Raw genomic sequence first — 22847 nt, forward strand, 5'->3', positions numbered from 1 at the left:
CATCACCACAGGTACGGCCCCCGCCGGTCCGGGCGGGGGCCGTCCGGACCGGCCACCGTGGATCCTCCTCCCGCGGTGGCCGGTCCCTCTTTGCGCGACCGACCCGCCCGGCCGGCCGGCGCCACGGCGGACCGGTCGGGGGCGCCGACACGGACGGGCCGGCGGGCGGTGGTCCGCTCGCCGGCCCGGTGGTCGTGGGCGCCGGTGTCAGTCGCCCAGGTCACCGCCGTCACCGAGGCCGCCGCTGGCCGTCCGCCACTCCCGCAGCCAGCGTTCCCGGGGCACGATCGGCTGGTCCAGCCGGTTGTGCCGCTGCATCATCTCCTCGAAGCTCTCCACGTGCTTGAGCATCGCCCGGCCGGCCCGCTGCTGGTCGCCGTCGGCGATGAAGGTGGCGATCGCCTTGTGCGCCGCGTTGGCCTCCCCGACGTCGTCGGCCGTGATGTCCTCGACGTCCAGGTGCAGCCGCAGCAGGTCGTACGGCACCAGCAGCAGCACCCGCATCAGCTCGTTACCGGCCGACTCGGCGACCAGCTCGTGGAACGCGATCTCGTTGGAGTAGCCGGAGTGCGGATCGTGGTCGGCCAGCCGCAGCAACCGATCCCGCTGCTCGTCGGTGGCATGGACCGCCGCGAGCGACGCCGCCGTCGGCTCCACCGCCTTGCGGAAGACGAACAGGTCCCGCAGCGGCGCCTCGGAGAGAGTGAGGAACGGTGCCAGCGACCGGCTGAGCCGGGACAGGTCGGGCCGTTGCACCGTCACCCCGCCCTGCGGCCCGCGCTTGATCGCGATCAGGCCCTCGGCCTCCAGCAGCCGCAGCGCCTCGCGCACCGTCGCCCGCCCCAGCCCGCTGTCGCTGACCAGCTGTGCCTCGGACGGCAGGACACTGCCCGCCGGCAGCGCGTGCCCGAGGATGTGCGCCCGGATGTCGGCCGCGAGCATGACCGACGCCTTGGGCGGGCGCCGGTCACGCTTGAGGCGTACGCCGGCGTCCGGCCCGCGGTGCGGGCCGGGCGCCACCGATGCGCGCCGCTCAGGAGGCACTGCGGCGGGTGAAGAAGAGAGCACTTCCGAAGCTCCTGCTCTGGACCGCGTATTTTTCGCCCGCGTACTCGATCGTCCCGCGGGTCTCGCCCGGACCATAGAACCCGGTGAACTTGGCGTCGCGGTCGGGGTCGACGAAATAGTCTCGCATCATAAGCCGGTGCGGCGACCGGATCACCTCCAGTTCGGCCCGGCCGCCGTCGCCCTCGGCCCGCAGCCGGAACCGCATCGGGTGGTCGATGTCCTCGAAGCCGGGCAGCTTCGCGGTCTCCAGGATGTCCACTTCGACGTCTCCAAAATCGACCAGGTCCTTACCGTCCACCGTGAAGGTCAGCGTCTCCAGCTGGACCGTGCCGTCGTCGCGCCACACCTTGTAGAACAGCGGAACGCTGAGACCTCCGGTGGAGGCCGCCGGGATGCTCTCCCAGATGCCCCGGGCCACCCCCGGCGCCCAGAACCGGCCGCGCCGGCGCTCCAGGTAGCCCGAGCCGGTCACCTCGCGGGCCCGGTCGCCCCGGGTCACCGTGCCGGTGGTGCTGAACTGGGGCACGTAGTGCCAGGTGATGCCGCGCAGGTTCGGCAGCGCCTCGAACGCCGGCATCCGGGCCGACATCCGCAGGGTCAACGATACCCGCTCACCATTGTGGACGCCTTCGACATGGATTTCGTAGTCCGGATACGTACCCCGGATGTACTGGTCGCCGAAGGCGACGTCGACGCCGTCGCGGGACGCCTTCAGGGTGCCGACCGGCAGGTGCAGCGACGTGAGGTCGACCACCTCGTCGCCGACGTACAGGGTGGCGATCCACGCCTCGTCGAGGGAACCCAGCGCCGGCCAGAAGTAGAACGACCAGGACACGCCGTCGGAGTCGACGAGGTCGGCGTGGGCGCACCACCACTGCATCTTCGGGCTGTAGTACTGGCCCTCGAGTTCGGCGGTGAGCTGGGTCGGGGTGAGGATGCTCATGGCGTTCCTTTCGTCACGGAGCGGGGACAGGGTCGGGACCGAAGCCGGCGTGCCGGAGGAACCGCTCGCGGTGGTGGCCGGCGTCGCCGAACAGCAGGCTGGCCGCCCGCGCCCGGCGCAGGTAGAGGTGCGAGTCGTGTTCCCAGGTGAAGCCCATGCCGCCGTGGATGTGCAGGGCGGCATCGGCGATGAACAGGTAGGCGTCGCCGGCCAGGGCCTTGGCCGTGCTGGCGGCCGACGCCGCCCGGGGGTCGCCGGTCTGGACGGCCCAGACGGCGAACAGCACCGCCGAGCGGGCCAGTTCGAGTTCGGCGAGCATGTCGGCGCAGAGGTGCTTGACCGCCTGGAACGAGCCGATCGGCCGGCCGAACTGGTGCCGCTGCCCGGCGTACTCCACCGCGTTCTCCAGGCAGGCCCGGGCACCGCCGACCATCTCGGCGGCGAGCAGCGCGTACGCGTGGTCGGCCAGGCGGTCCAGGGCAGCCCGGGCCGCCTCCCCCTCGGCGAGCAGGACGCCGGGGGTGCCGGCGAAGGTGACCGTGGCGTACCGGGTGGTCAGGTCCAGCCCCTTGACGGTCCGCCGGTCCAGCCCGGCGGCGGCACCGGTCACGGCGACCAGCGCCGGGCGGTCGTCGTGCCGGGCCGTGACCAGGAGCAGGTCCGCGTCCGCGCCGTACGGCACGAGCGTCCTGGTTCCGGTCAGGGTGACCGATCCGGCGCCGGCCGGGGCGGCGCGGACGCCGGGGCCGTCGTCGACCCATCCGGTGCCCGGCCCCCACAGCGCGACGGTGCCGGTCAGGTCCCCGGTGGCGACCCGGGCGAGCAGGTCGGCCGCCGCCGGCTCGGCGTCGGCGAGCGCGGCGAGCAGGGTGGCGGCCAGCACGGTGGAGGCGACGTAGGGGGTGCCGACCAGCCGGGCGCCCATCTCCTCCTGCACGATCGCCAGTTCCTCCACGCCGAAGCCCTGGCCGCCGTTGTGTTCCGGTACGTGGAGGCCGTGCAGCCCGAGGTCGGCCATCCGGCGCCACAGGTCGGTGTCGGGGCCGTCGCCCCGCTCGGCGCGTACCCGGGTCTTCGCCAGCGGGGCGCGGTCGTCGAGGAAGGCGGCGACCACCTCCCGCCACGCCTCCTGGTCGGTCGAGTAGGCGAAGTCCATCACGCACCGCCCTGCTGTCCGGGGTACGCGCGTACCCGTACGGTCTGTTCGCCGGCCGGTCCGGTCAGGCCCAGCTCGATTCCCCCGCCCCGGTCGTCGGTGGCCGGCAGCGGGTCACGGTGCCGCCGGTACGTCACGTCGGGCCAGGTCTGGCCGGTGAACCGGATCGCCACGGCGGCCAGCTGCCGGGGGTGCAGGACCCGGGCCGCCTCGGCGGCGAGGATCCCGCCGGGCAGCAGGCCCATCGCGAAGACCCCCGGAAACCCGAGCCGGACGGCGTGGCCCTCGTCGTGGTGCACGGGATTGAAGTCGCCGGCGGCACCGGCGTAGCGCACGATGTCGGTCCGGGACAGCCGGAGCGTGTCCGGGTCGGCGGCTGCCGGCGGCCCGTCGGCGGTCGGTTCGGCCTCCGGCAGCGGGCCGGCCGCGGCCGGCCGGGTGACGGTGCTGCCACCGGTCGCCGGCGCCTCCGGCTGGATCAGGACCACCCGGCCGCGCTGCACCTCGGCACCGGCCTCGTCGCACCAGATCGTGGTGCCGGTGGCCAGGACCATCTCCCCGCCCCGCCGGCCCCGTCGGACGGTGCGGTCGTCCAGCCGTACCGTCCCGGTCAGGGTCTCCCCGGTCCGGAGCGGGCGCCGGTAGGTCCAGGACAGCTCGCCGAGCAGCACCCGCGGCTGGTCCAGGCCCGCCGCCGCGATGATCAGCTCGTTCGGCGAGCCGCCGGCCGGCGTGTGGTGCGCGGCGACGACGGTGAACGTCGGCGGGACGGTCTCGGGGTCGGCGCGCAGTGCCCGGGCCAGCTCGCGGACCTTGATCCGGTCGACCGGCAGGGTGAGGGTGCCCAGGGGCCGGGTCGTGGGGTCAGTCATCGCCGGGCCCAACCGCCGGTGCCGGATCGGCCGGGTCCGCCCGGACCGCCGGGTTCGCGGGGACGGCCGGGGCCGTCGCGCCCGCCGGGTCGGCGGGGACGAAGACCGGGAGCAGCCAGTCGCCGGAGGCCCGCCAGTCGACCCTGACCCGCAGCCCGACGGTGATCGCGTCCGGGTCGACCTCGACCACATTGGACATCATCCGGAAGCCCTCGTCGAGGTCGATCCAGGCGACGCAGTACGGCACCCGGTCGGCGAAGCGCGGATCGCGGCTGTTGCGGACCACCGAGTAGGTGTAGACCTCGCCCAGCCCGGCGGAGTCGTGCCAGGTCAGCGCCGCCGACAGGCAGCCGGGGCAGTGCCGGCGCGGGAAGAAGACCACGGCGGCGCACGCGTCGCAGGTCTGGTATGTCAGCCGCCGCAGCCGGGCCGCCGCCCAGAACGGCGCGGTGTCCCGGTCGAGGACCGCCGGCAGCAGCCCGGCCGCGAAGGACGGTGGATCGGTGGGGGTCGTCCGGTCGCTCATGGCCGCTCACTTCCGAGGATCACGGTGCCGCCGGCGTGCCGGCTGCCGAGCATGCCGCCGTTGCCGTGGGCGACGGCGAGCCGGGCGCCGGGAACCTGGGCGGTGGATTCGCCGCGCATCTGCCGGGTCGCCTCGATCAGCAGGAACAGCCCGCGCATGCCGGGGTGGTTGGAGTAGAGGCCGCCCCCGTCGGTGTTCAGCGCCGGGCCGCCGGGCCGGTCGAACCGCAGCCGGCCGCCCTCGACGTAGGCGCCGCCCTCGCCCTTGGCGCAGAAGCCGAGGTCCTCCAGGACCGTCAGCACGGTGACGGTGAACGAGTCGTAGATCATCGCCACGTCGATGTCGGCGGGGGTCACGCCCGCCTCGGCGAACGCGATCGGCCCGGACCGGGCGGCGGCGGTGCGGCAGATGTCGCCGCCGTTGGTGGTGTACTTGACCGCCTCGCCGCTGCCGAGCACCCAGACCGGCGGTTTGCGGGTCGCCTCCGCCACCCGGTCGGAGGCGAGCACGACCGCTCCCGCGCCGTCGGAGACCATGCAGCACTCCAGCTTGCGCAGCGGGTCGGCGACCACCGGGGAGGCGAGCACGTCGTCGACGGTCAGCGGGCCGGTGTGCCGGAAGCCGAGTGCCTTCATCGCGGCGACCGCGTCCGGGTTGCGTACGGCGTGGTGCCGGGTGGCGACGGCGATCTCGGCGAGCTGGGCCGGCGTGGTGCCGTACTCGTGCATGTGCCGGGTGGCGACCATGGCGTAGTTGGCGATGAGGGTGGCCCCCCACGGCGCCTCCATGTTCTCGCCGGGGTTGTCGTCGCCGTAGCTCGGCGGGGCGCCGGTGCCGATCCGTACGGCCGCGCTGCGGTTGGTCGCGCCGTACGTGATCAGCGCGACCTCGCACTTGCCGGCCAGGATGGCGCTGCGGGCGTGTGCGACGTGGAACTCGAACGAGGCGCCGCCGACCATGGTGGTGTCGACGACCGTCGGTGCCAGCCCCAGGTATTCGGCCATGGCCAGGCGGCTGGTCAGGCCGCCGTCCAGGGCGCTGAACAGTCCGTCCACATCGGATGGTTTCAGCCCGGCGTCGCGCAGCGCCGCAGCCGCCGCGATCGCCTGCAACTGCATGGCGCTGGCCGACGGGCTGAGCCGGTCGGGGTGCTCGTAGATTCCGACGACGGCGGCTCCGCGGGCCATCAGGCGACCTGCGTGTCGAAGATGCCCCGGCGTTCCAGGGCGGGCCGGAAGACGCGTTCCATCGCCTCGCCGGCCTCGGCGACGCTCCACGGGCGGGTGCCGACGATCTCGCGGCTCACCTCGTGGCCGGTGTAGAGGATCAGCCGGTAGCCGCGGATGCCGACGGTCTGCCCGTTGAGCCAGGCCCGGTCCGGCTGCGCCAGGTAGACCACGCCGGGCGCCACGTTGGCCGGTGCCATCTCGTCGTCGTGCCGGATGCCGACCTGCGCGGCCCGGTCGCCGGGCACCGCCTCGGTCATCCGGGTCGCCGCGCCCGGCGACACCGCGATCGAGGTGACGCCGTAGCGCTTGAGCGCGTTGCCGCACGACAGCGTGAGGCCGAGGATGCCCATCTTGGCCGCCGCGTAGTTGGGCTGGCCGGGGGCGCCGAAGAGGCCGGCCCCGGAGATGAGGTTGAGCAGCCGGTAGTCGCCGCCGCGGTGCTGCCGCCACCAGCGCGAGGCGTGGTGGGTGGTGTTGAAGGTGCCCTTCAGGTGGACCCGGATCACCGCGTCCCACTCGTCCTCGGCCAGGTTGAAGATCATCCGGTCCCGGACGATGCCGGCCGCGTTGATCAGGACGTCGATCCGGCCGAACTCGTCGACGGCGGTGTCGATGATGCCCGCCGCCTGGTCGAAGTCGCCGACGTCGGCGAAGCTCGCCACCGCCGTGCCGCCGGCCGCCGTGATCTCGTCGATCACCGTGTTCGCCGGGGCCGCGTCCGAGGTGGTGCCGGCCAGGTCGGCGCCGATGTCGTTGACCACGACCGCGAAGCCGGCCGCCGCCAGTGCCTTGGCGATCTCGGCGCCGATGCCACCGCCGGCCCCGGTCACCACCGCCACCCGTCGGGTCTCGCTCACGACAGTTCACTCCCTACGATGCCGATGAAGGACACACACTTTCCGGGCCGCCCGCCGAGGTTGTGGGTCAGGCCGAGGGTCGGGTTGTCGAGTTGCCGCCGGCCCGCCTCGCCGCGCATCTGCAGCCAGCACTCCAGCAGCATCCGCAGCCCGCTGGCCCCGACCGGGTGCCCGAACGCCTTGAGCCCGCCGTCGACGTTGACCGGCAGCCGGCCGGTGCGGTCGAACGCGCCGTCCAGCACGTCCCGCCACGCCTGCCCGCGTTCGGAGAAGCCCAGGTCCTCCATCAGGACCAGTTCGGTCGGGGTGAAGCAGTCGTGCACCTCGGCCAGCGAGATCTGGTTGCGCGGGTCGGTGACGCCGGCCTGCCGGTACGCGTCCTGCGCGCAGCGCACCACCTCGGGGAAGCTGGTGAAGGAGACCCGGTCGTCGAGCGCCCCGTCGCCCCGGCCGCTGGCCACGGCGAGTGCCTTGACGTACAGCGGCCGGTCGGTGTAGCGGTGGGCGTCCTCGGCGCGGACGATCAGCGCGGCGGCGGCGCCGTCGGCGACCCCGGAGCAGTCGTAGACGCCGAGGGCGCCGGCGACCAGCGGGGCCCGGTTGACCGTCTCGGCCGACACCGGCGTCCGGAACTGGGCCCTGGGGTTCAGCGCCCCGTTGGCGTGGTTCTTCACCGCGATGTGGGTGAGCACGTCGCGCATGGTGGCGTCGTCGACGCCGTACGCGTCGGCGTAGGCCGGAACGAGGTAGGAGAAGGCGGCCGGCGCCGAACTCTCCACCGCCGAACCGTCGTCGGGCGGGTCCCGGCGGACCAGGCCGGAGAAGCCGGAGTCCTTCAGCTTCTCCACGCCGACGGCCATCACCACGTCGTACGCCCCGGACGCGACGGCGTAGCAGGCGTTACGGAACGCCTCCGAGCCGGTGGCGCACAGGTTCTCCACCCGGGTCACCGGCCGGTAGTCGGTCTTGAGCGCGGTCGACAGGGTGAGCCCGGCGTAGCCGGAGTCCATCGTGCCGAGCCAGTACGCGTCGACGTCGGGGCCGGTGATCCCGGCCGAGGCCAGGCACTCGGTTGCCGCGTCGACCAGCAGGTCGCCGGCGGACGACTCCCACCGCTCGCCGAAGCGGGTGCAGCCCATGCCGACGATCGCGACCCGGTCCCGCAAACCTCTGCTAGTCACCGGTCTCCTCCTCCAGGCTCGCCTTCCAGGCGTAGTTGTGCACCCCGCCGCTCGCGTGCCGGCGCCGGAACACCATCCGCACCCGGCCCCCCACCCGCAGCCGGTCGGGGTCCGGGTCGGCCAGTTCCATCTCCAGCCGGCCGCCGTCGTCGAAGTCGACGACGGTGGCGACCACCGGCGGGTTCAGGCTGAACGCGAGCCGGTCGACGCTGAAGGTGCGAATCGACGCGCCGGCCTCGCTGAGCGGCACCGGGGTGGCGCCGTCCACCGCGCCGCAGCGCACGCAGACCCGCTGCGGCGGGGCCTGGACCGCGTCGCAGGAGCCGCACCGCGACGCGGCCAGGCCGAACTTCCAGCGGCTGTTGCGGGCGCTCGCCGGGCCGCTGGCGACCGCCGGGTCGGGCCGGCGCGGACCGGCGCGGTCCAGCAGCCCTCGCCAGGCCAGGTAGTCGAGGTAGCGGACGGGGCGGGCCGCCGCGAGCTGCCGGTCGACCGTCGGGGTGGCCCGGGCGGCGGGAAGCCGGTCGGTGCAGCGCAGCACGAGGGCGTCGCAGCCGTCGGCCAGGACGAGCAGCAGGATCGTCTGCCCCGGTTCGGCCCGGTCGAGGGTGCCGGCCAGGCGGACCAGCGGATCGGCGGCGCCGGCGTGCCCGACCCCGGCCAGGTCGCGGACCGGGCCGTACGGGGCGAGCCGCTTCGCCGCCGTACGGGCCGTCCGGGGCCCGGGCGAGGAGATCACCACGTGGTCGACCGAGGCGGTGGTGAGCCGGGCCAGGACCCGGTCCAGCAGCGGCAGGTAGCGCTCGACGGCGAACCGCTCCTCCCACTGGTTGGCGAACGGCGTGCCCGGTGCCCGCCAGTGGTCCAGGAACTCCTCGGTGACCGTGGCCCGCTCGACCACCCGTACCGCGGCCTGTTCGGCCGGGCCGAGGAGCACCGCCGCGGCGGCGTCGCCACGGTCCAGTTCGTCGGTGCCGCCGGGGCGGCCGACGGTGACGTCGGCGGCCAGCAGCAGGGTGCCGGGCGCGGCCGTGCCGAGCAGCCCGAGGACCGACCGGTAGGAGCCGCCGAGGTCGTACGCGGGTACGTCGTCGGGCAGGGCGAGCGCGGCGTGCGCGGCGCTGGCGTTGTTCTTGCCCGCGTACGGCGGGTTGGTGGTGCTGACGACGACCGAGGCGGGTGTGCCGCCGAGCCGGCGCACCAGGCGGCCCGCCTCGACGGCCATGGTCAGCGCGTCCTCGTCGAAGGCCGCCACCCGCCGCTCGCCCCGGCCGCCGGGGGTGCCGGTGCGGGCCGCCGCGACGTCGGACGCGGTCAGCCGGTGCCGGGGCAGGTAGGCCGCGTAGGCCACGATCCCGGCGTTCACGCCGTCGCCTCCGCCGCCGGGGCCAGCCAGTCCCGCAGCACCGCGTCGGTGTCCTGGCCGGGGCGTTCGGCCGGCAACCGGTCGGCGGCCGGAGCCACCGGCGTGCCGCCCTCGGCTTCGGCGACGGCCCGCCACGGGGCGCCGGGCGCCACCATCTGTCGTCCGGCCAGCTCCCAGGAGGAGAAGAAGTTCCGGTGCGCGAGTTGCGGATGTTCCACCAGCGCCGGTACGTCGTTGACCCGCGCGCAGGCCAGCCCGTGCCGGGCCAGGGTGTCGACCAGTTCGCCCTGGTCCCGGTCGGCGAGGATCGGCCGGAGCTGTTCGTTGAGCCGGTCGCGGTTCTCCACCCGCATCGGCGCGGTGGCGAACTCGGCCTGGTCGCGCAGGTCCGGCCGGCCGAGCAGGGTGCAGAACACGGCCCAGTGCGCCTCGGTGAGGATCGCGATCGCGACCGGCCCGGTCCGGGTCGGATAGATCTCGTACGGGGCGAGCAGCGGGTGCGCGGTGCCCAGCGGCTGCGGCACCACACCGGATATGCCGTGGCTGAACACGTTGAACGCCATCACCGAGGCGGCGACGTCGAGCATGGCGACGTCGATGTGCCGGCCCCGGCCGTGCCGTTCGCGGTCGCGAAGGGCGCAGACCACGGAGAACGCGGCCACCATCGCGGCCATGATGTCGACCACCGGTACGCCGACCTTGGCGAGCTGGTCGGGCCCCTCCCCGGTGACCGACATCAGTCCGCCCTCGGCCTGGATCAGCAGGTCGTACGCCCGCCGGTCGCGGTACGGCCCCGACGTGCCGAAGCCGCTGACCGAGCAGTAGACCAGGGCCGGGTCGGCCTCGCTCAGCGTCGCGTAGTCCAGCCCGAGCCGGTCCAGGCTGCCCGGGGAGAAGTTCTCCACGACCACGTCGGCGCGGGCGGCCAGACCGCGGGCGGTGGCCAGCCCGTCGGGGGTCTTCAGGTCCAGCACGACCGACCGCTTGTTGCGGTTGACGGCGAGGAAGTGCGGGCTCAGCCCCCGCAGGTCGTTGCGGGTCCAGGCGCGGACGTGGTCGCCGACGCCGGGCGGTTCGACCTTCACCACGTCGGCGCCCATGTCGGCGAGCATCATGGTGCCGTAGGGCGCGGCCCAGGCGTGCTCGAAGGAAAGTACCCGGACCCCGTCGAGCGGGCGATCTGTCGTCGTCACGGTGCACTCCGGTAGGGCGAGAAGTCGGGTTGCCGTTTCTGGGCGTACGCGGTGGTCGCCTCGCGCTGTTCGGGCGAGCCGAAGAACCCGGCGAGGGAGTCGACCATCAGCGGCAGGTACGCGTCGGAGAGGACGTCGTCGACGTTGACGCCGAGTTTCAGCGCCCGCAGCACGGTCGGGCTCTTGGCGAGCAGGTCCCGGCACATCGCGTCGACGGCGGCGTCCAACTGGTCGTCCGGCACCACCTTGTTGACCAGGCCGATCTCCCGGGCCTGGTCGGCGGTGTAGGTGTCGCAGAGGAACAGGATCTCCCGGGCCCGCTTCTCCCCCACCAGCCGCGGCAGCAGCCTCGTGTTGAAGATCGGTGCGCCGCCGACGCGGGCCCCGACCTGCCCGAACCGGGCCGACGCGGAGGCGATCGTCAGGTCGCAGAAGCAGTGCAGTTCGTGGCCGCCGCCGATGCACCAGCCCTGCACGGCGGCGATGACCGGCTTGCCGCAGCGGCGGACCGCGGCGAACAGGTCCCGCAGGCTGCCGGCCAGCCGCAGCCAGCCGGCCCGGTCCAGGGCCGACACCATCACCTTCTGGTCGCCGCCGACGCAGAAGGCCCGCTCGCCGGCACCGCGCAGCACCACCACACCCACGGTCGGGTCCGCGTCGGCGCGGGTGAACGCGTCGGTCAGTTCCTCGATGGTCTCCATCCGTAGGGCGTTGAGCACCTCCGGACGGTTGATCGTGATCGTGGTCGTACCGCCGTCGTGGCCGACCAGGATGTCGGTGTACGTCATTCAGTGCCCCTCGAAGACGGGTGTGCGGTGTTCGGCGAACGCGGCCCGGCCCTCGGCGAAGTCCCGCGAGCCGAGGCAGACCCGCTGCCCCCAGCTCTCGAACTCCAGCGCCCCGGCCAGGTCGCCGCCGTCGGCCCGCTGCACGGCGCGTTTGGTGAACGACAGCGCCAGCGCGGGGCCGGCGGCGAGCCGGCCGGCGAACTCCGTCACCGCCTCGTCGAGCCGGTCGTCGGGGACCACCCGGTCGGCCAGCCCGATCTCCACCGCCCGCGCCGCGTCGACCCGGGTGCCGAACATCAGGATCTCCAGCGCCCGGGACCGGCCGACGAGCGCCGGCAGCGTGTACGTCAGCCCGCCGTCGGGCATCAGTCCCCGCCGTACGAACGCCGGCTCGAACCGGGCCGACTCGGCGACGACGCGGAAGTCGGCGGCGGTCGCCAGCGACATGCCGCCGCCGGCGGCCACCCCGTTCACCGCGGCGACGACCGGCTTGGGGATGTCCCACACCGCCCGGACGAAGCTGCCCAGCGGCTGCTGGAGCCGGGTCGGGTCGGCGCCGGTGGTGACCGCGTCGATGCGTTCGCCGAGGTCGGCGCCGGAGCAGAAGCCGCGGCCCGTACCGGTGAGCACCACCACCCGCACCGCCGGGTCGGCGCTGGCCCGCCGGCACAGCTCGGGCAGTTCGACGTCGGCCATCACCGAGGTGAGCGCGTTGAGCCGGTCCGGCCGGTCGAGGCGGATCCGGGCGATCCCGTCGGCGACGGTGTAGTGCAGATGCCGGTAGCCGGTCATGCCGCCGCCCCGACGGTCTCGGCGGCGCCGGCCAGGGTGGCCAGGCCGCCGTCGATCACGGTCAGGTCCCGGTCCAGGCTGACGCAGCGGAAGGCGATGTCGTCGCCTTCGAGCCACAGGTGGGTGCGGACCGTCTCACCGGGCAGCATCGGCGCGGAGAACCGCCCGGAGAGCCCGACCAGACGCTCGGACCGGTAGTCCAGGACGCTGCGCAGGATCGCGTGCGCGGCCACGCCGAGCGTGCACAGCCCGTGCAGGATCGGCCGTTCGAAGCCGGCCTCCCGGGCCACCCTGGGGTCGACGTGCAGCGGGTTGCGGTCGCCGCTGAGCCGGTAGATCAACCCGGCGCGCGGCGAGGTCGGCAGGTCGCACCAGGTGGTGGCCGGCCGGTCGGGCACGGCGGCACGTGGCCGGGCCGGTCCGGACGGGCCACCGAACCCGCCGTCGTTGCGGCAGACCAGGGTGGAGGAGAGCGTGCACAGCGGCTCGCCGGTCTCCCGGCGGCTCACCCGGCGTTCCCAGTAGACCAGGGCGGGCCGCCCGGGGCCCTTGTCGATCACGTCGGTGACCCGGGTGTGGCAGACGATGTCGTCACGGGGCCGCAGCGGCTGGTGGATGCGCAGGTCCTGTTCGCCGTGCACGACCCGGATCCAGTCGATGCCGGTGGCCGGGTCGCTGTACCAGGGACCGGGGTGGCCGAGCACCAGGGCCAGGGTCGGGAAGGCGACCATGCCCTCCTCGTAGAGGAAGCGCAGCTGCCGTTCGTCGGTCGGGTCCGTGCCGAGCCCGACGCCGAGCGCGTAGAGGATCGCGTCACGTTCGTCGTACGACTGCTCGATGACCGGGAACTGCCAGCCCAGGAGCGTGTCGAGGTCGATGGTCATGGTCATCCCGTCCTAGATCGGATCCCAGGAGAAGACGTCGCCCGAGCGCTCCAGCGGGGTGAAGCCGGTGCGGAACGACGGCACCAGGCGCTCGCGGAGCGATTCGACGTCCCACCCGTCGCCGTGGTGGATGGACCGGATCGGGCGGGGCTGGCTCATCAGGAAGATCTCGTTGCGCCGTACCACGAAGACCTGGCCGGTCACGTCGGCGGCGTCGGCGCTGAGCAGGAAGTGCACCAGCGGGGCGACCATCTCGGCGCGCATCTCGCGGAACTTCGCCACCCGGGCCCGCTGCTCCGGCGTCTCCTCGGGCAGGGTGCCGATGAGCCGGCTCCAGGCGAACGGCGCGATGGCGTTGGAGCGTACGCCGAAGCGGGCCATGTCCAGCGCGATCGACCGGGACAGCCCGACGATGCCCATCTTCGCCGCCGAGTAGTTGGCCTGGCCGAAGTTGCCGATCAGCCCGGCGGTGGACGCCATGTGCACGAACGCGCCCGAGCCCTGTTCGCGGAACCGTTCGGCGGCGGCCCGGCTGATGTTGAACGAGCCCTTGAGGTGGACCCGGATGACGTCGTCCCACTCCTGTTCGCTCATCCGGTGGAAGATCCGGTCGCGCAGGAAGCCGGCGCAGTTGACCACCGCGTCCAGCCGCCCGTACGTGCTGATCGCCTGGTCGACGGCGGCCCGGGCGGCCGCCCAGTCGCCCACGTCGGCGCCGTTGAGGACCGCCTCGCCGCCGGCGGCGACTATCTCGTCCACTGTGGAGGACGCTGGTGTGTCGTCGTTGCCGCCGCCGGCCGCGTCGGTGCCGAGGTCGTTGACCACGACCCGGGCCCCGGCGGCGGCCAGTTCGACCGCGACGCCCCGGCCGATGCCCCGGCCGGCTCCGGTCACGAGTACCACGGAGTCCTTCATGACGTCCTCGCATCCTTGGTCACACGCGGCTCCCGGGGCAGGCCGAGCACACGTTCGCTGATGATGTCCCGCTGGATCTCGTCGCTCCCGCCGGCGATCCGGCGGGCGGTGGCGTCCAGGAAGGCGTGCTGCCACCTGCCGTCGTCGAGGGCCTCCGGGCCGTCGAGCAGACCGTCGGCGCCCTGCAACGACAGGGACAGGCGGCCGACCCGGTTGACGAGCGCGGCGCCGAGCAGCTTGCCCACCGAGCCCTCGGCCCCCGGTGCACGACCCCGGGCAATGGAGGTCGTGACCCGGTTGCTGAGCAGCTCCAGGGCCTGGGCCCGCATCCAGATCTCGGCGACCTGCTGCCGGACGTCGGCGCGGCCGGCGGCCGGCGCGCCGTCGATCCGGGCCGAGCGGACGAGTTCCAGGAAGGCGTCGACGTCGACCCGGCGCCGCACGACCAGCCCCTCGCGTTCGTGGGCGAGGGTCAGCCGGGCGATCCGCCAGCCGTCCCCGGGTGCGCCGAGCAGTTCCGAGTCGGGCACGTACACCTCGTCGAGGAACACCTCGTTGAAGTGCTCGGCGCCGGTGATCTGCCGGATCGGCCGGACGGTGATGCCGGGGCTGCGCATGTCCAGCAGCAGGTAGCTCATGCCGGCGTGCTTGGGGGCGTCCGGATCGGTGCGGACCAGCAGCAGTCCCCAGTCGGCGTAGTGCGCGCCGGAGTTCCACACCTTCTGCCCGGTGACCACCCAGCCGTCGCCGGCGCGGACCGCCCGGGTGGTCACCCCGGCGAGGTCGGAGCCGGCCGCCGGCTCGCTGAACAGCTGGCACCACACCGCGCGACCGTCGAGCATCGGCGGGAGGTGCCGGGCCCGCTGTTCGTCGGTGCCGGCGTCGATGATGGTGGGGCCGGCCAGCATGGTGGAGACGATGAACGTCTCCTCGGGCACGTCGAACCGGGCCGCCTCCTGGTCCCAGACGATCTGGTCGATCAGCGGCCGACCCGCCCCGCCGAAGGGCCGGGGCCAGGTCAGGCCGGCCCAGCCGGCCTCGAACTTGGTCCGTTGCCAGGCCCGGCCGCGGGCCACCGCCGCGTCGTCGTCGGCCCGGTCGACGCTGGCCGGGGTACGGGGTGCCGCGTGCGCGGCGAGCCAGGCACGGGCCCGGGCCCGCAGTTCGGCCTGGGCGGGCGCGTCATCGAGATTCATGGTTCCCCTGTGGTGTCGGGCGGGTCGGTGGTCGTCGGGGCGTCCGGCCGCAGCGGTGGTGCGGATCCGCTCCGGCCGGACGACGACCTAGAAGCCGACCTCGCTGACCAGCGCCTTGGCGTCGGTGAGCAGGTCCGCCGGCACGATCTGCGCCGCCGGGTCGAGACTCTGCGCCTCCGCTACGCCCGCGGCGTCGTGCTCGATCATGAAAGTGATGTCCTCGGCCGAGATCGGGTGCTCCAGCGGGCCGATGATCACCTTGTACGCGTCCGGCCACATGACGTCGAAGATCGACGCGTCGATGGTGTTGAGCCGTTCCTTGGCCAGTTGCTTGGCCTTGTCCGGGTCGGCCTTCATCGCCTCGGCGGTGGCCTGCAACGCCGCCATGACCCGCACGACGCTCTCCCGGTCGGAGTCGAGGAAGCTCTTGCTGACCACGGTGGCGCCCTGCACGATCGTCTCGCCGCCGGAGGCCGGCAGGTCGGTGCCCTTGATGAACATGACACCCTCACCCCGCTGCACCGAGGTCTCCTGGAACGGCGACGGGGCCATGTAGGCGTCGACCGAGCCGCGGGTCAGCGCGGTCGGCATGGTGTTGACGGCGATGTAGGTGTTGGTGACCTTGCCGCCGACGGACGACATGGCGTCGTCGAAGACCCGGGTCAGTACGCCGTTGGCCGAGGCCTGCGCCATCGTCGCGCCGTTGAGCAGGCGCAGCCGGTCCTCGACCGACTTCGACTCCCATCCCGGGTTACGGTCGGCGAACGCCTTGGAGACGGTGACGTTGGTGAGGAAGCCGGTGGACTGCTTGTACGCGTACACCATCTGCTTGCCCTGCGCGGTGGTGAGCAGGGCGTCGGTACGTCCGACGAACGCGACCTGCGCGGAGTTCGAGGCCAGCGCGGCGATCGCCACCGACGACGACTCGGCGGTCACGAACCGGGCGTCGATCCCGTACTTCTCCAGGTAGCCGCCGTCGCGCGCGGCGAAGACGAGCTGGTGGGCGAGACTGGTCGACGAGATCGTGAAGGTCATGTCGAGCTTCTTGAGGCTGCCGTCCGGGCCGGCCGCCTCGTCGGAGCCGCAGGCGGCGAGGCCGCCGGCGCCGAGCAGTACGGCCGCGGCCAGGGCGACGGCCCGGAGTCGACGGGATCTGGCGGGAACGGTGGTTGTCGTGTGTGTCATGGCGCGGCCTCCCGGGCGACGCTTCGGTCGCCTGAGTGATGGTGAGACAGATCGGTGCCCCCGTGCGCCGCCCGCGGATCGCGGGTGGCGCTCAGCTCCCCTCGTTCCAGTGCAGGAGCTTGTGTTCGGCGAGACGGAGCGCCTGGGTCAGCGCCGTCGCGACGACCATGAGGATCACCAGTCCGGCGAAGACGCCGGCGGTGTTGAACTCGTTCGTCGCATTCTTGATCATGAATCCGATGCCCTCGGTGGCCGCGATGAACTCACCCACCACGGCCCCGATGAGCGCGTACGGCAGGGAGATCTTGAAGCCGGAGAAGACCCAGACCGCGGAGGTCGGGATGACGATCTTGCGGAAGACGGCGAGCTTGCCGCCGCCCATCAGGTAGCCCATCTCCAGCAGCGACCGGTCGACGCTCTTGGCGCCCTGGAAGGTGGTGAAGAAGACCAGGAAGAACACCAGCACCGCGGCCAGGACGACCTTCGGCAGCAGGTCGATGCCGAACCACAGGACGAACAGCGGCGCCAGCGCGATCTTCGGCAGCGTGTACAGCGCCAGCACGAACGGCTCGCAGATCCGGCCGAGCGTCCGGAACCAACCGAACAGGAAGCCGGTCAGCGCCCCGATCAACGCCCCCGGAACGAAGCCGAGCACCGTGACCAGCAGCGTGGCCTGCAGGCCGCTCCACAGTTCGTCGGTGCGCGCCCAGGTGGTCAGCTGCTCCCAGACCGCCGACGGGCTGGAGACCCAGAACTCCCACCCGAAGGCACGGGACAGCACCTCCCACAGGGTCAGACCGGTCGCCACGATCACGACCTGGATCAGCAGGATCAGCCGGGAGCGCCGCCGGGCGTTGCGCTTGACCCGGGTCTCGACCGCCGCGATCTCGGCCTCCAGGCCGCCGGTACGCCGGGCCTCGGTGACGGTCGTCATGAACGGACCTCCTCGCTCGGCTGGTCGAGCGCCTTCCACAGCCGCGACAGCAGGCCGGCGAACTCGGGAGACTCGTGCGCGGTGATCGCGCTGCGCGGCCGGCCGAGGTGGACCTCCGCCGTCATCTTGACCACGCCGGGCCGGGCACTGATCACCACGACCCGGTCCGCCAGGCTGATCGCCTCGGCCAGGTCGTGGGTGACGAAGACGAAGGTGCTCTTCGTCTCCCGCCAGATCCGCAACAGCTCGTCCTGCATCACCATGCGCAGCTGCGCGTCCAGGCTCGCGAACGGCTCGTCCATCAGGTAGGTGTCCGGCGCGTAGACCATCGTGCGGGCCAGCGACGCCCGCTTGAGCATTCCGCCGGAGAGCTGGCCGGGATAGCTGTTCTCGAACCCGCGCAGGCCCACCTGCTCGATGACCGCGCCGGCCCGGCGCTTCGCCTCGGCCGCCGTGACCCCGCGGAACTCCAGCGGCAGCATCACGTTCTTCTCGACGGTCCGCCAGGGCAGCAACTGGTCCTTCTGGGTGACGTAGCCGACCTGCCGGTTCGGGCCGCGCACCTGCCGGCCCCGGTACTCGACCCGGCCCACCGTCGGCGTCATCAGGCCGGCGGCCATGTTGAGCAGGGTGGACTTGCCGCAGCCGCTGGGCCCGACGATGGCCAGGAACTCGCCCTCGTACACGTCGAGGGTGACGCCGGCCAGCGCCCGGGTCCCGGTCGGGAAGACGATGCCGATGTCCTGGAACGAGATGTGCACGTCATCGCCGCTCCGCGCGGAGCCGCGCGCAGCCGCGTCGGACGCGGTCGTTGTATGCATGGGAATGTCGTCACCTCCGGTCGTCACTGCTGGTTCCTCGGAACTCCGGCTGCCCGCAGCAGGCCGGGAATGTCGTCGACGGACGTGGCCACGTACGCCCCGGCGGCGCGCAGCACGTCGCGTTTCGCGGCGGCGCGGGTGTCCGGTCCCTCCAGGAAGGCGCCGGCGTGGCCGAAGACGCTGCCCCGCTCGTGGTCGTCGAGGAAGTCGCCGGCGATCAGCGCGACGACGGGTTTGCCGAACCGGCCGGCGGCGATCGCGTCGGCCACCTGATGCTCCAGTGCGGGGCCGGCCTCGCCGTACATCACCACGGCATCGGTGCCGGGATCGGCCTCGCACAGCTCGATCAGGTCGGCGAAGGACTGTCCGACGACCGCGTCACCGCCGATCGCGACCGCGGTCGACACCCCGTAGCCCGCCTGGCTGACCAGGTAGGCCAGGTCGTGGGTGAAGCCGCCGGAGCGGGACAGCACCGCGACCCGACCGGGACTCATCAGCCAGGTGGCGTGGCCGAGGAAGCCGACCTTGGCCTGGCCCGGGGTGATGATGCCGCTGGTGTTGGGCCCGATCAGCCGGACCCCGGCCGCGCGGGCCGCGGCCAGCCCGGCCACGTTGTCGTGCAGCGGGATGCCCTCGGTGACCGCATGCACCCACGCCGGACCGACGGCCAGGATGTCGTCGAGCGCAGACCGGTAGACCCGGGGCGGCAGGTAGGCGATCACCGCGTCGATCCGGTGGTCGGCGGCGGCCTCGGCGCAGCTGTCGTAGACCGGCACCCCGGCGACCCGCTGACCGCTCCGGCCCGGCGCGACCCCGCACACGATCCGGGTGCCGTACGCGAGGTTCCGCTCGGTGTCCGCGCGGGCCCGTCCCCCGGTGATGCCGACGACACAGACCCTGGTTTCGGCGTCAAGCAGGATTCCCATCGCCCCTCCTCGCCACGATCCGGTCGGCCAGCAGCGCGACGGCACTGTCCACGGCGGTGTCCCGGCCGACGGCGACGCAGTGCGGGAGGGCGCTCATGATCCGCGCCGCGTCCGCCTCGTCCGGGCCGGCCATCCGGGCGACGATCACCGGTCGCTCGTCGTCGGGGCGGTCCCGCAGCGGCGCCAGCGCCGCCACCATCGCCTCGGCGAACCCGGTCACCGAGATGCTGGAGGTGATCCCGGTGACGATGAGGATGCCCTCCGGCCGCAGCGCGAGCACCTCGCCGGCGACGGCGCCCAGCAGTTCGGTGGTGGCGCTGCCGCCGGAGACGTCGGAGAAGTTGGCCGGGCGCAGGCCGTGCCGGCGCAGCGCGTCGTGCACGATGGCGAGCACCCCGCCGCCGGCGCTGATCAGTCCGACGGTGCCGTCCAGCCGCCCGAACCGGACCTCGGTGCCGCCGGGCAGGCTGCGCGCCAGCTCCCGCAGGCGCCGGTCGGCCTCGTCGGGTACGCCGACCTCGACCGCCCCGGCCGGGGCCGGCACGTCCGGATCGAGCGCGGCCTTCGCGTCGAGCACGATGGCGCCGGCCGGGCCGACGCGTACCGGGTTGAGTTCGACCAGCTTCGCCCGCAGGTCCAGGAACTCCTCGACGAGCGCCCGGGCGACCGGGCGCAGCGGTTCGGGCAGCGCCGTCAGGCCGCCGGGGTCGGCCATGGCGAACGGGATCCGCCGGGGGGCGGCCCGCCCCTCGACACCCGAGCCGCCCGGGCCGAACAGCAGCACCGGCACCCCGTGCGCGTAGTCGAAGCCGGCCGCGAGGTAGTACTCGGTGCCGTCCGGGGCGAGCTCTTCGACCAGGACCCGGTCGACCCGGTGACCGGCCACGGTGGAGCCGAGCATCGCCCTGGCGGCGGTCGCCGCCTCCCCCGGGTCGGCGGCCCGGACGACGAGCCCGCGCCGGGCCCGGTCGGTCAGCGGCACGAGGGCCTTGACCATGGTCGGGCCGGGAAGGCGGCCGGCGAGAGCCTCGACGTCGTCCGTCGCACCGATGACCGCGTGCTCGGGGACCCGTACCTGGCGCGTCGAGAGCCGGGCCTTGAGGGCTTCCTCGGTCAGCGCATGCACCACGCCTCCATCGGGTCGGGGTCGAGTCCGGGCAGCTCAGGGGGCTTCTGGAGCGGCTTGGGCCGTACGGACTAGTGATGTGACGGCAATCATGCGCCTAATATGCCTAAGACGCAAGATGCACCTAACAAAGACTTCAAGGCGGTGTGACGTGGACGCAACAAACGCACGGGTGGTGGTGACCGGGGGCTCCTCCGGCATCGGTAGGGCCGTCGCGCGGCGGCTGCACGACGCGGGAAGTCGGGTGGCCGTCCTCGACCTGCCGTCGAGCGCCCCGCCACCGGCGACCGGCGGGCCCACCTTCGTACCGGTCGACGTCACCGACCCGGATTCGGTACGGGCCGCGATCGGCGCCGCCCGGCAGGCACTCGGCGGCATCGACGCCCTGGTGAGCTGCGCGGGCGTCGCCACACCCACGCCGGTCCGGCGATCCGACGGGCAACTCCATCCGCTGGACCGCTTCCGCTCGGTCGTCGCCGTCAACCTGGTCGGGCTCTACGACGTGCTGCGCCACTGCGTCGACGCGATGGCCGACAACGAGCCCGGCCCCGACGGCGAACGCGGCGTCATCGTCAACATCAGTTCCATCGCCGCGTTCGACGGCCAGATCGGACAGTCCGCGTACGCGGCGACCAAGGGCGCCATCGCCTCGATGACCCTGCCCCTGGCCCGGGAACTGGGCGCCCTCGGCATCCGGGTACTCAGCCTCTGTCCCGGCATAGTGGACACCCCGATGCTCGCCGGGATGCCGGAACCGTTGCGGGACCGGCTGACCGCCCTGCCGGTCTTTCCCCGCCGGCTGGCCGACCCGGCCGAGATCGCCGAGTTCGTGCTGACCTGCCTGGAGATCCGGCTACTCAACGGCGAGGTGGTACGCCTCGACGCGGCGACCCGGATGCCGCCCCGCTGACCCCGGCCGGCGCCCCGCCGGCTCGCCCCGCCCCCATCCGCCGACCGCAGGAGACCGCCATGCCCGAGGTCCAGACCTCCGTCACCGACGGGGTCGCCACGATCACCCTCAACCGACCGGACCGCCGCAACGCGCTGACCCACGAACTGGTCGACGAGTTCGTCGCGGCGATCGACACCGTCGAGGCCGACCCCGCCACCCGCGCCATCGTCGTCACCGGCGCCGGCAGCGCCTTCTGCGCCGGCGCCGACCTCGGCGCCCTGCACGGGGCGGACGAGGCGACCCTGCGCGGCATCTACGCCAGCTTCCTGCGGGTCAGCCGGATCACGCTGCCCACCATCGCCGCCGTCAACGGGCCGGCCGTCGGCGCCGGCATGAACCTGGCGCTGGCCTGCGACGTACGGATCGCGGCCGGGTCGGCACGCTTCGACGCCCGGTTCCTGCGGGTCGGGCTGCACCCCGGTGGCGGTCACGGCTGGCTGCTGCGGCGCGCCGTCGGTCCCTCGGCCGCCGCCGCCATCGTGCTGTTCGGCGAGGTCCTCGACGGCGCCCGCGCCGAAGCGGTCGGCCTGGCCTGGCGCTGCGTCGCCGATGCGGAGGTGGTCGCGTACTCGACCGCCCTGGCGGCCCGGCTCGCCGGCACCCCCCGGGAACTGCTGACCCGGACGAAGGCCACGCTCGCCGGCACGGCCGCCGTACGGGACCACGCCGAGGCCGTGGAACTCGAACTCGACCAGCAGTTGTGGTCCCTCGGGCAGAGCCGGTTCGCCGCCGGAAGCACCGGAAGCGCCGGGAGCGCCGCGTGACCACGCCCCTCGACGAACTGTGGCGGCCCGTCGCACCACCCGACGAGCAGGAGGCCGCGGCGATCCGCGCGGAACGCGTCCGGGTCCGCGAGTTCCTCGCCGGCTCCCTCGACCGGGGACTCTTCGAGCCGCGGTGCGACAGCTGGCTCGGCGGCTTCTCCCCCGAGTTCTCGAAGGCCCTGGCCGTACGCGGCTGGATCGGGATGACCTGGCCCCGCCGGTACGGCGGGCGGGCGGCGTCGAACCTGCTGCGCCAGGCGGTCGTCGAGGAACTGCTCGCCGCCGGGGCGCCGGTGGCCGCCCACTGGTTCGCCGACCGGCAGGTCGGCCCCGGGCTGCTGCGCTACGGCTCCGAGGAGCAACGGGACCGGCTGCTGCCCGCCATGGCCCGGGGCGAGCTGTACGTCGCCATCGGAATGAGCGAGCCGGACAGCGGCTCGGACCTCGCCTCGGTACGGACCCGGGCCCGGCAGGTGGCCGGCGGCTGGCGGGTCACCGGCACGAAGGTCTGGACGAGCCACGCCCACCGGTCGCACCTGATGCTCACGCTGGTCCGCACCGCCGCCCCGGACCCGGGGTCCCGGCACGCCGGGTTCAGCCAGCTCCTGGTCGACCTGTCCGCGTCCGGCGTCGCTGTCAACCCGATCCCGTATCTCGACGGCGGCCACCACTTCAACGAGGTCGTCCTCGACGACGTCTTCGTCTCCGACGGCATGGTGGTCGGCACCCCCGGGCAGGGCTGGACGCAGGTGACCGCCGAACTGGCCCACGAACGCAGCGGACCCGAGCGCTACCTGTCCACGTTCCCGCTGCTCGAACGGATGAGCGCGACGCTGGCCGGCGGCGGCGACGAGGTGGGCGGCGTGCTCGGGCGCGCGTACGCCCGGCTGTGGGTGCTGCGCCAGATGTCGACCGGGGTGGCCCGCTCGATCGACGCCGGGACGGCGTCGTCGCTGGTCACCGCCCTGGTCAAGGACATGGGGACCCGGCTGGAGAACGAGATCGTCGACGAGGCCCGGCGGTGGCGCCCGAGCGCTCCGGCGCCCGACGCTCCGGACGGGTACGACCGGCTGCTCGCGCAGGCCCAGTTGCACGCCCCGGGCTTCACCCTGCGTGGCGGGACCAGCGAGATCCTGCGTGGGCTGGTGGCCCGCGCGATCGGCATGCGATAGC

General features: G+C 73.3%; 24 protein-coding genes. 3 read left to right on the forward strand and 21 right to left on the reverse strand.

What is annotated here, in order from left to right; all coding sequences use genetic code 11:
* Window positions 1–2 precede the first annotated feature (2 nt).
* From AB0I42_RS14340 to AB0I42_RS14440, 21 genes are all read right to left on the reverse strand, one after another.
* Window positions 3–224 carry a hypothetical protein gene (locus tag AB0I42_RS14340; RefSeq protein WP_357537422.1) on the reverse strand — a complete coding sequence of 74 codons (222 nt, stop codon included), beginning with the start codon at window positions 222–224 and terminating at the stop codon, window positions 3–5.
* Complete coding sequence (locus AB0I42_RS14345) at window positions 208–1020, reverse strand: FCD domain-containing protein (RefSeq protein WP_357537424.1); 813 nt, start codon at window positions 1018–1020, stop codon at window positions 208–210. The genes AB0I42_RS14340 and AB0I42_RS14345 overlap by 17 nt, the downstream gene beginning before the upstream one ends.
* A gap of 13 nt (window positions 1021–1033) precedes the next feature.
* Window positions 1034–2011 (reverse strand): hypothetical protein, encoded by a 978-nt coding sequence (locus AB0I42_RS14350; protein ID WP_357537425.1) that lies wholly within the window; start codon window positions 2009–2011, stop codon window positions 1034–1036.
* 13 nt (window positions 2012–2024) lie between these two features.
* A complete protein-coding gene (locus AB0I42_RS14355) occupies window positions 2025–3167 on the reverse strand; it encodes an acyl-CoA dehydrogenase family protein (protein ID WP_357537427.1) in 1143 nt (380 codons plus the stop codon).
* Window positions 3167–4039 (reverse strand): MaoC family dehydratase N-terminal domain-containing protein, encoded by an 873-nt coding sequence (locus AB0I42_RS14360; protein WP_357537429.1) that lies wholly within the window; start codon window positions 4037–4039, stop codon window positions 3167–3169. Before AB0I42_RS14360 ends, AB0I42_RS14355 begins: the two co-directional genes overlap by 1 nt.
* Window positions 4032–4565 (reverse strand): OB-fold domain-containing protein, encoded by a 534-nt coding sequence (locus AB0I42_RS14365; protein ID WP_357537431.1) that lies wholly within the window; start codon window positions 4563–4565, stop codon window positions 4032–4034. Before AB0I42_RS14365 ends, AB0I42_RS14360 begins: the two co-directional genes overlap by 8 nt.
* Window positions 4562–5752 carry a thiolase gene (locus tag AB0I42_RS14370; protein WP_357537433.1) on the reverse strand — a complete coding sequence of 397 codons (1191 nt, stop codon included), beginning with the start codon at window positions 5750–5752 and terminating at the stop codon, window positions 4562–4564. The genes AB0I42_RS14365 and AB0I42_RS14370 overlap by 4 nt, the downstream gene beginning before the upstream one ends.
* Window positions 5752–6651, reverse strand: a complete 900-nt coding sequence (locus tag AB0I42_RS14375) for an SDR family NAD(P)-dependent oxidoreductase (protein WP_357537435.1) — start codon at window positions 6649–6651, stop codon at window positions 5752–5754. The genes AB0I42_RS14370 and AB0I42_RS14375 overlap by 1 nt, the downstream gene beginning before the upstream one ends.
* A complete protein-coding gene (locus AB0I42_RS14380) occupies window positions 6648–7832 on the reverse strand; it encodes an acetyl-CoA acetyltransferase (RefSeq protein ID WP_357537437.1) in 1185 nt (394 codons plus the stop codon). Before AB0I42_RS14380 ends, AB0I42_RS14375 begins: the two co-directional genes overlap by 4 nt.
* A complete protein-coding gene (locus tag AB0I42_RS14385) occupies window positions 7825–9198 on the reverse strand; it encodes an OB-fold domain-containing protein (RefSeq protein ID WP_357537439.1) in 1374 nt (457 codons plus the stop codon). The genes AB0I42_RS14380 and AB0I42_RS14385 overlap by 8 nt, the downstream gene beginning before the upstream one ends.
* A complete protein-coding gene (locus AB0I42_RS14390) occupies window positions 9195–10391 on the reverse strand; it encodes a CoA transferase (RefSeq protein ID WP_357537440.1) in 1197 nt (398 codons plus the stop codon). Before AB0I42_RS14390 ends, AB0I42_RS14385 begins: the two co-directional genes overlap by 4 nt.
* Window positions 10388–11179, reverse strand: a complete 792-nt coding sequence (locus tag AB0I42_RS14395) for an enoyl-CoA hydratase-related protein (RefSeq protein WP_357537442.1) — start codon at window positions 11177–11179, stop codon at window positions 10388–10390. Before AB0I42_RS14395 ends, AB0I42_RS14390 begins: the two co-directional genes overlap by 4 nt.
* Window positions 11180–11971, reverse strand: a complete 792-nt coding sequence (locus AB0I42_RS14400; protein WP_357537444.1) for an enoyl-CoA hydratase-related protein — start codon at window positions 11969–11971, stop codon at window positions 11180–11182.
* On the reverse strand, window positions 11968–12855 hold the full coding sequence (locus AB0I42_RS14405; protein ID WP_357537446.1) for a MaoC/PaaZ C-terminal domain-containing protein: 888 nt from the start codon (window positions 12853–12855) through the stop codon (window positions 11968–11970). Before AB0I42_RS14405 ends, AB0I42_RS14400 begins: the two co-directional genes overlap by 4 nt.
* 12 nt (window positions 12856–12867) lie before the next feature.
* Complete coding sequence (locus AB0I42_RS14410) at window positions 12868–13770, reverse strand: SDR family NAD(P)-dependent oxidoreductase (protein ID WP_357537448.1); 903 nt, start codon at window positions 13768–13770, stop codon at window positions 12868–12870.
* On the reverse strand, window positions 13767–14966 hold the full coding sequence (locus tag AB0I42_RS14415; protein WP_357537450.1) for an acyl-CoA dehydrogenase family protein: 1200 nt from the start codon (window positions 14964–14966) through the stop codon (window positions 13767–13769). The genes AB0I42_RS14410 and AB0I42_RS14415 overlap by 4 nt, the downstream gene beginning before the upstream one ends.
* An 87-nt stretch (window positions 14967–15053) precedes the next feature.
* Window positions 15054–16151 carry an ABC transporter substrate-binding protein gene (locus AB0I42_RS14420; protein ID WP_357537452.1) on the reverse strand — a complete coding sequence of 366 codons (1098 nt, stop codon included), beginning with the start codon at window positions 16149–16151 and terminating at the stop codon, window positions 15054–15056.
* A gap of 91 nt (window positions 16152–16242) precedes the next feature.
* Window positions 16243–17085, reverse strand: coding sequence for an ABC transporter permease (locus AB0I42_RS14425; protein ID WP_357537454.1), 843 nt, complete (start codon window positions 17083–17085; stop codon window positions 16243–16245).
* Complete coding sequence (locus AB0I42_RS14430) at window positions 17082–17906, reverse strand: ABC transporter ATP-binding protein (RefSeq protein WP_357537456.1); 825 nt, start codon at window positions 17904–17906, stop codon at window positions 17082–17084. The genes AB0I42_RS14425 and AB0I42_RS14430 overlap by 4 nt, the downstream gene beginning before the upstream one ends.
* A gap of 23 nt (window positions 17907–17929) precedes the next feature.
* Entirely contained in the window at window positions 17930–18832 is a 903-nt protein-coding gene (locus AB0I42_RS14435) for a CoA-binding protein (protein WP_357537458.1), read from the reverse strand.
* Window positions 18816–19958 (reverse strand): ATP-grasp domain-containing protein, encoded by a 1143-nt coding sequence (locus tag AB0I42_RS14440; RefSeq protein WP_357537459.1) that lies wholly within the window; start codon window positions 19956–19958, stop codon window positions 18816–18818. Before AB0I42_RS14440 ends, AB0I42_RS14435 begins: the two co-directional genes overlap by 17 nt.
* Window positions 19959–20109: 151 nt before the next feature.
* Here AB0I42_RS14440 and AB0I42_RS14445 point away from each other — a divergent pair, with 151 nt between their 5' ends.
* Genes AB0I42_RS14445 through AB0I42_RS14455 form a run of 3 tightly spaced genes read left to right on the forward strand, consistent with a single transcriptional unit; the run spans window position 20110 to window position 22846 of the window.
* Window positions 20110–20868 carry an SDR family NAD(P)-dependent oxidoreductase gene (locus tag AB0I42_RS14445; RefSeq protein ID WP_357537461.1) on the forward strand — a complete coding sequence of 253 codons (759 nt, stop codon included), beginning with the start codon at window positions 20110–20112 and terminating at the stop codon, window positions 20866–20868.
* A gap of 59 nt (window positions 20869–20927) precedes the next feature.
* On the forward strand, window positions 20928–21674 hold the full coding sequence (locus AB0I42_RS14450; protein ID WP_357537463.1) for an enoyl-CoA hydratase: 747 nt from the start codon (window positions 20928–20930) through the stop codon (window positions 21672–21674).
* The gene (locus tag AB0I42_RS14455; RefSeq protein ID WP_357537465.1) at window positions 21671–22846 is read left to right on the forward strand and encodes an acyl-CoA dehydrogenase family protein; all 1176 of its coding nucleotides are present in this window, start codon (window positions 21671–21673) and stop codon (window positions 22844–22846) included. The genes AB0I42_RS14450 and AB0I42_RS14455 overlap by 4 nt, the downstream gene beginning before the upstream one ends.
* Window position 22847: the final 1 nt, after the last annotated feature.

The sequence above is a fragment of the Polymorphospora sp. NPDC050346 genome (assembly GCF_040655695.1).
Taxonomy (GTDB): domain Bacteria; phylum Actinomycetota; class Actinomycetes; order Mycobacteriales; family Micromonosporaceae; genus Polymorphospora; species Polymorphospora lycopeni.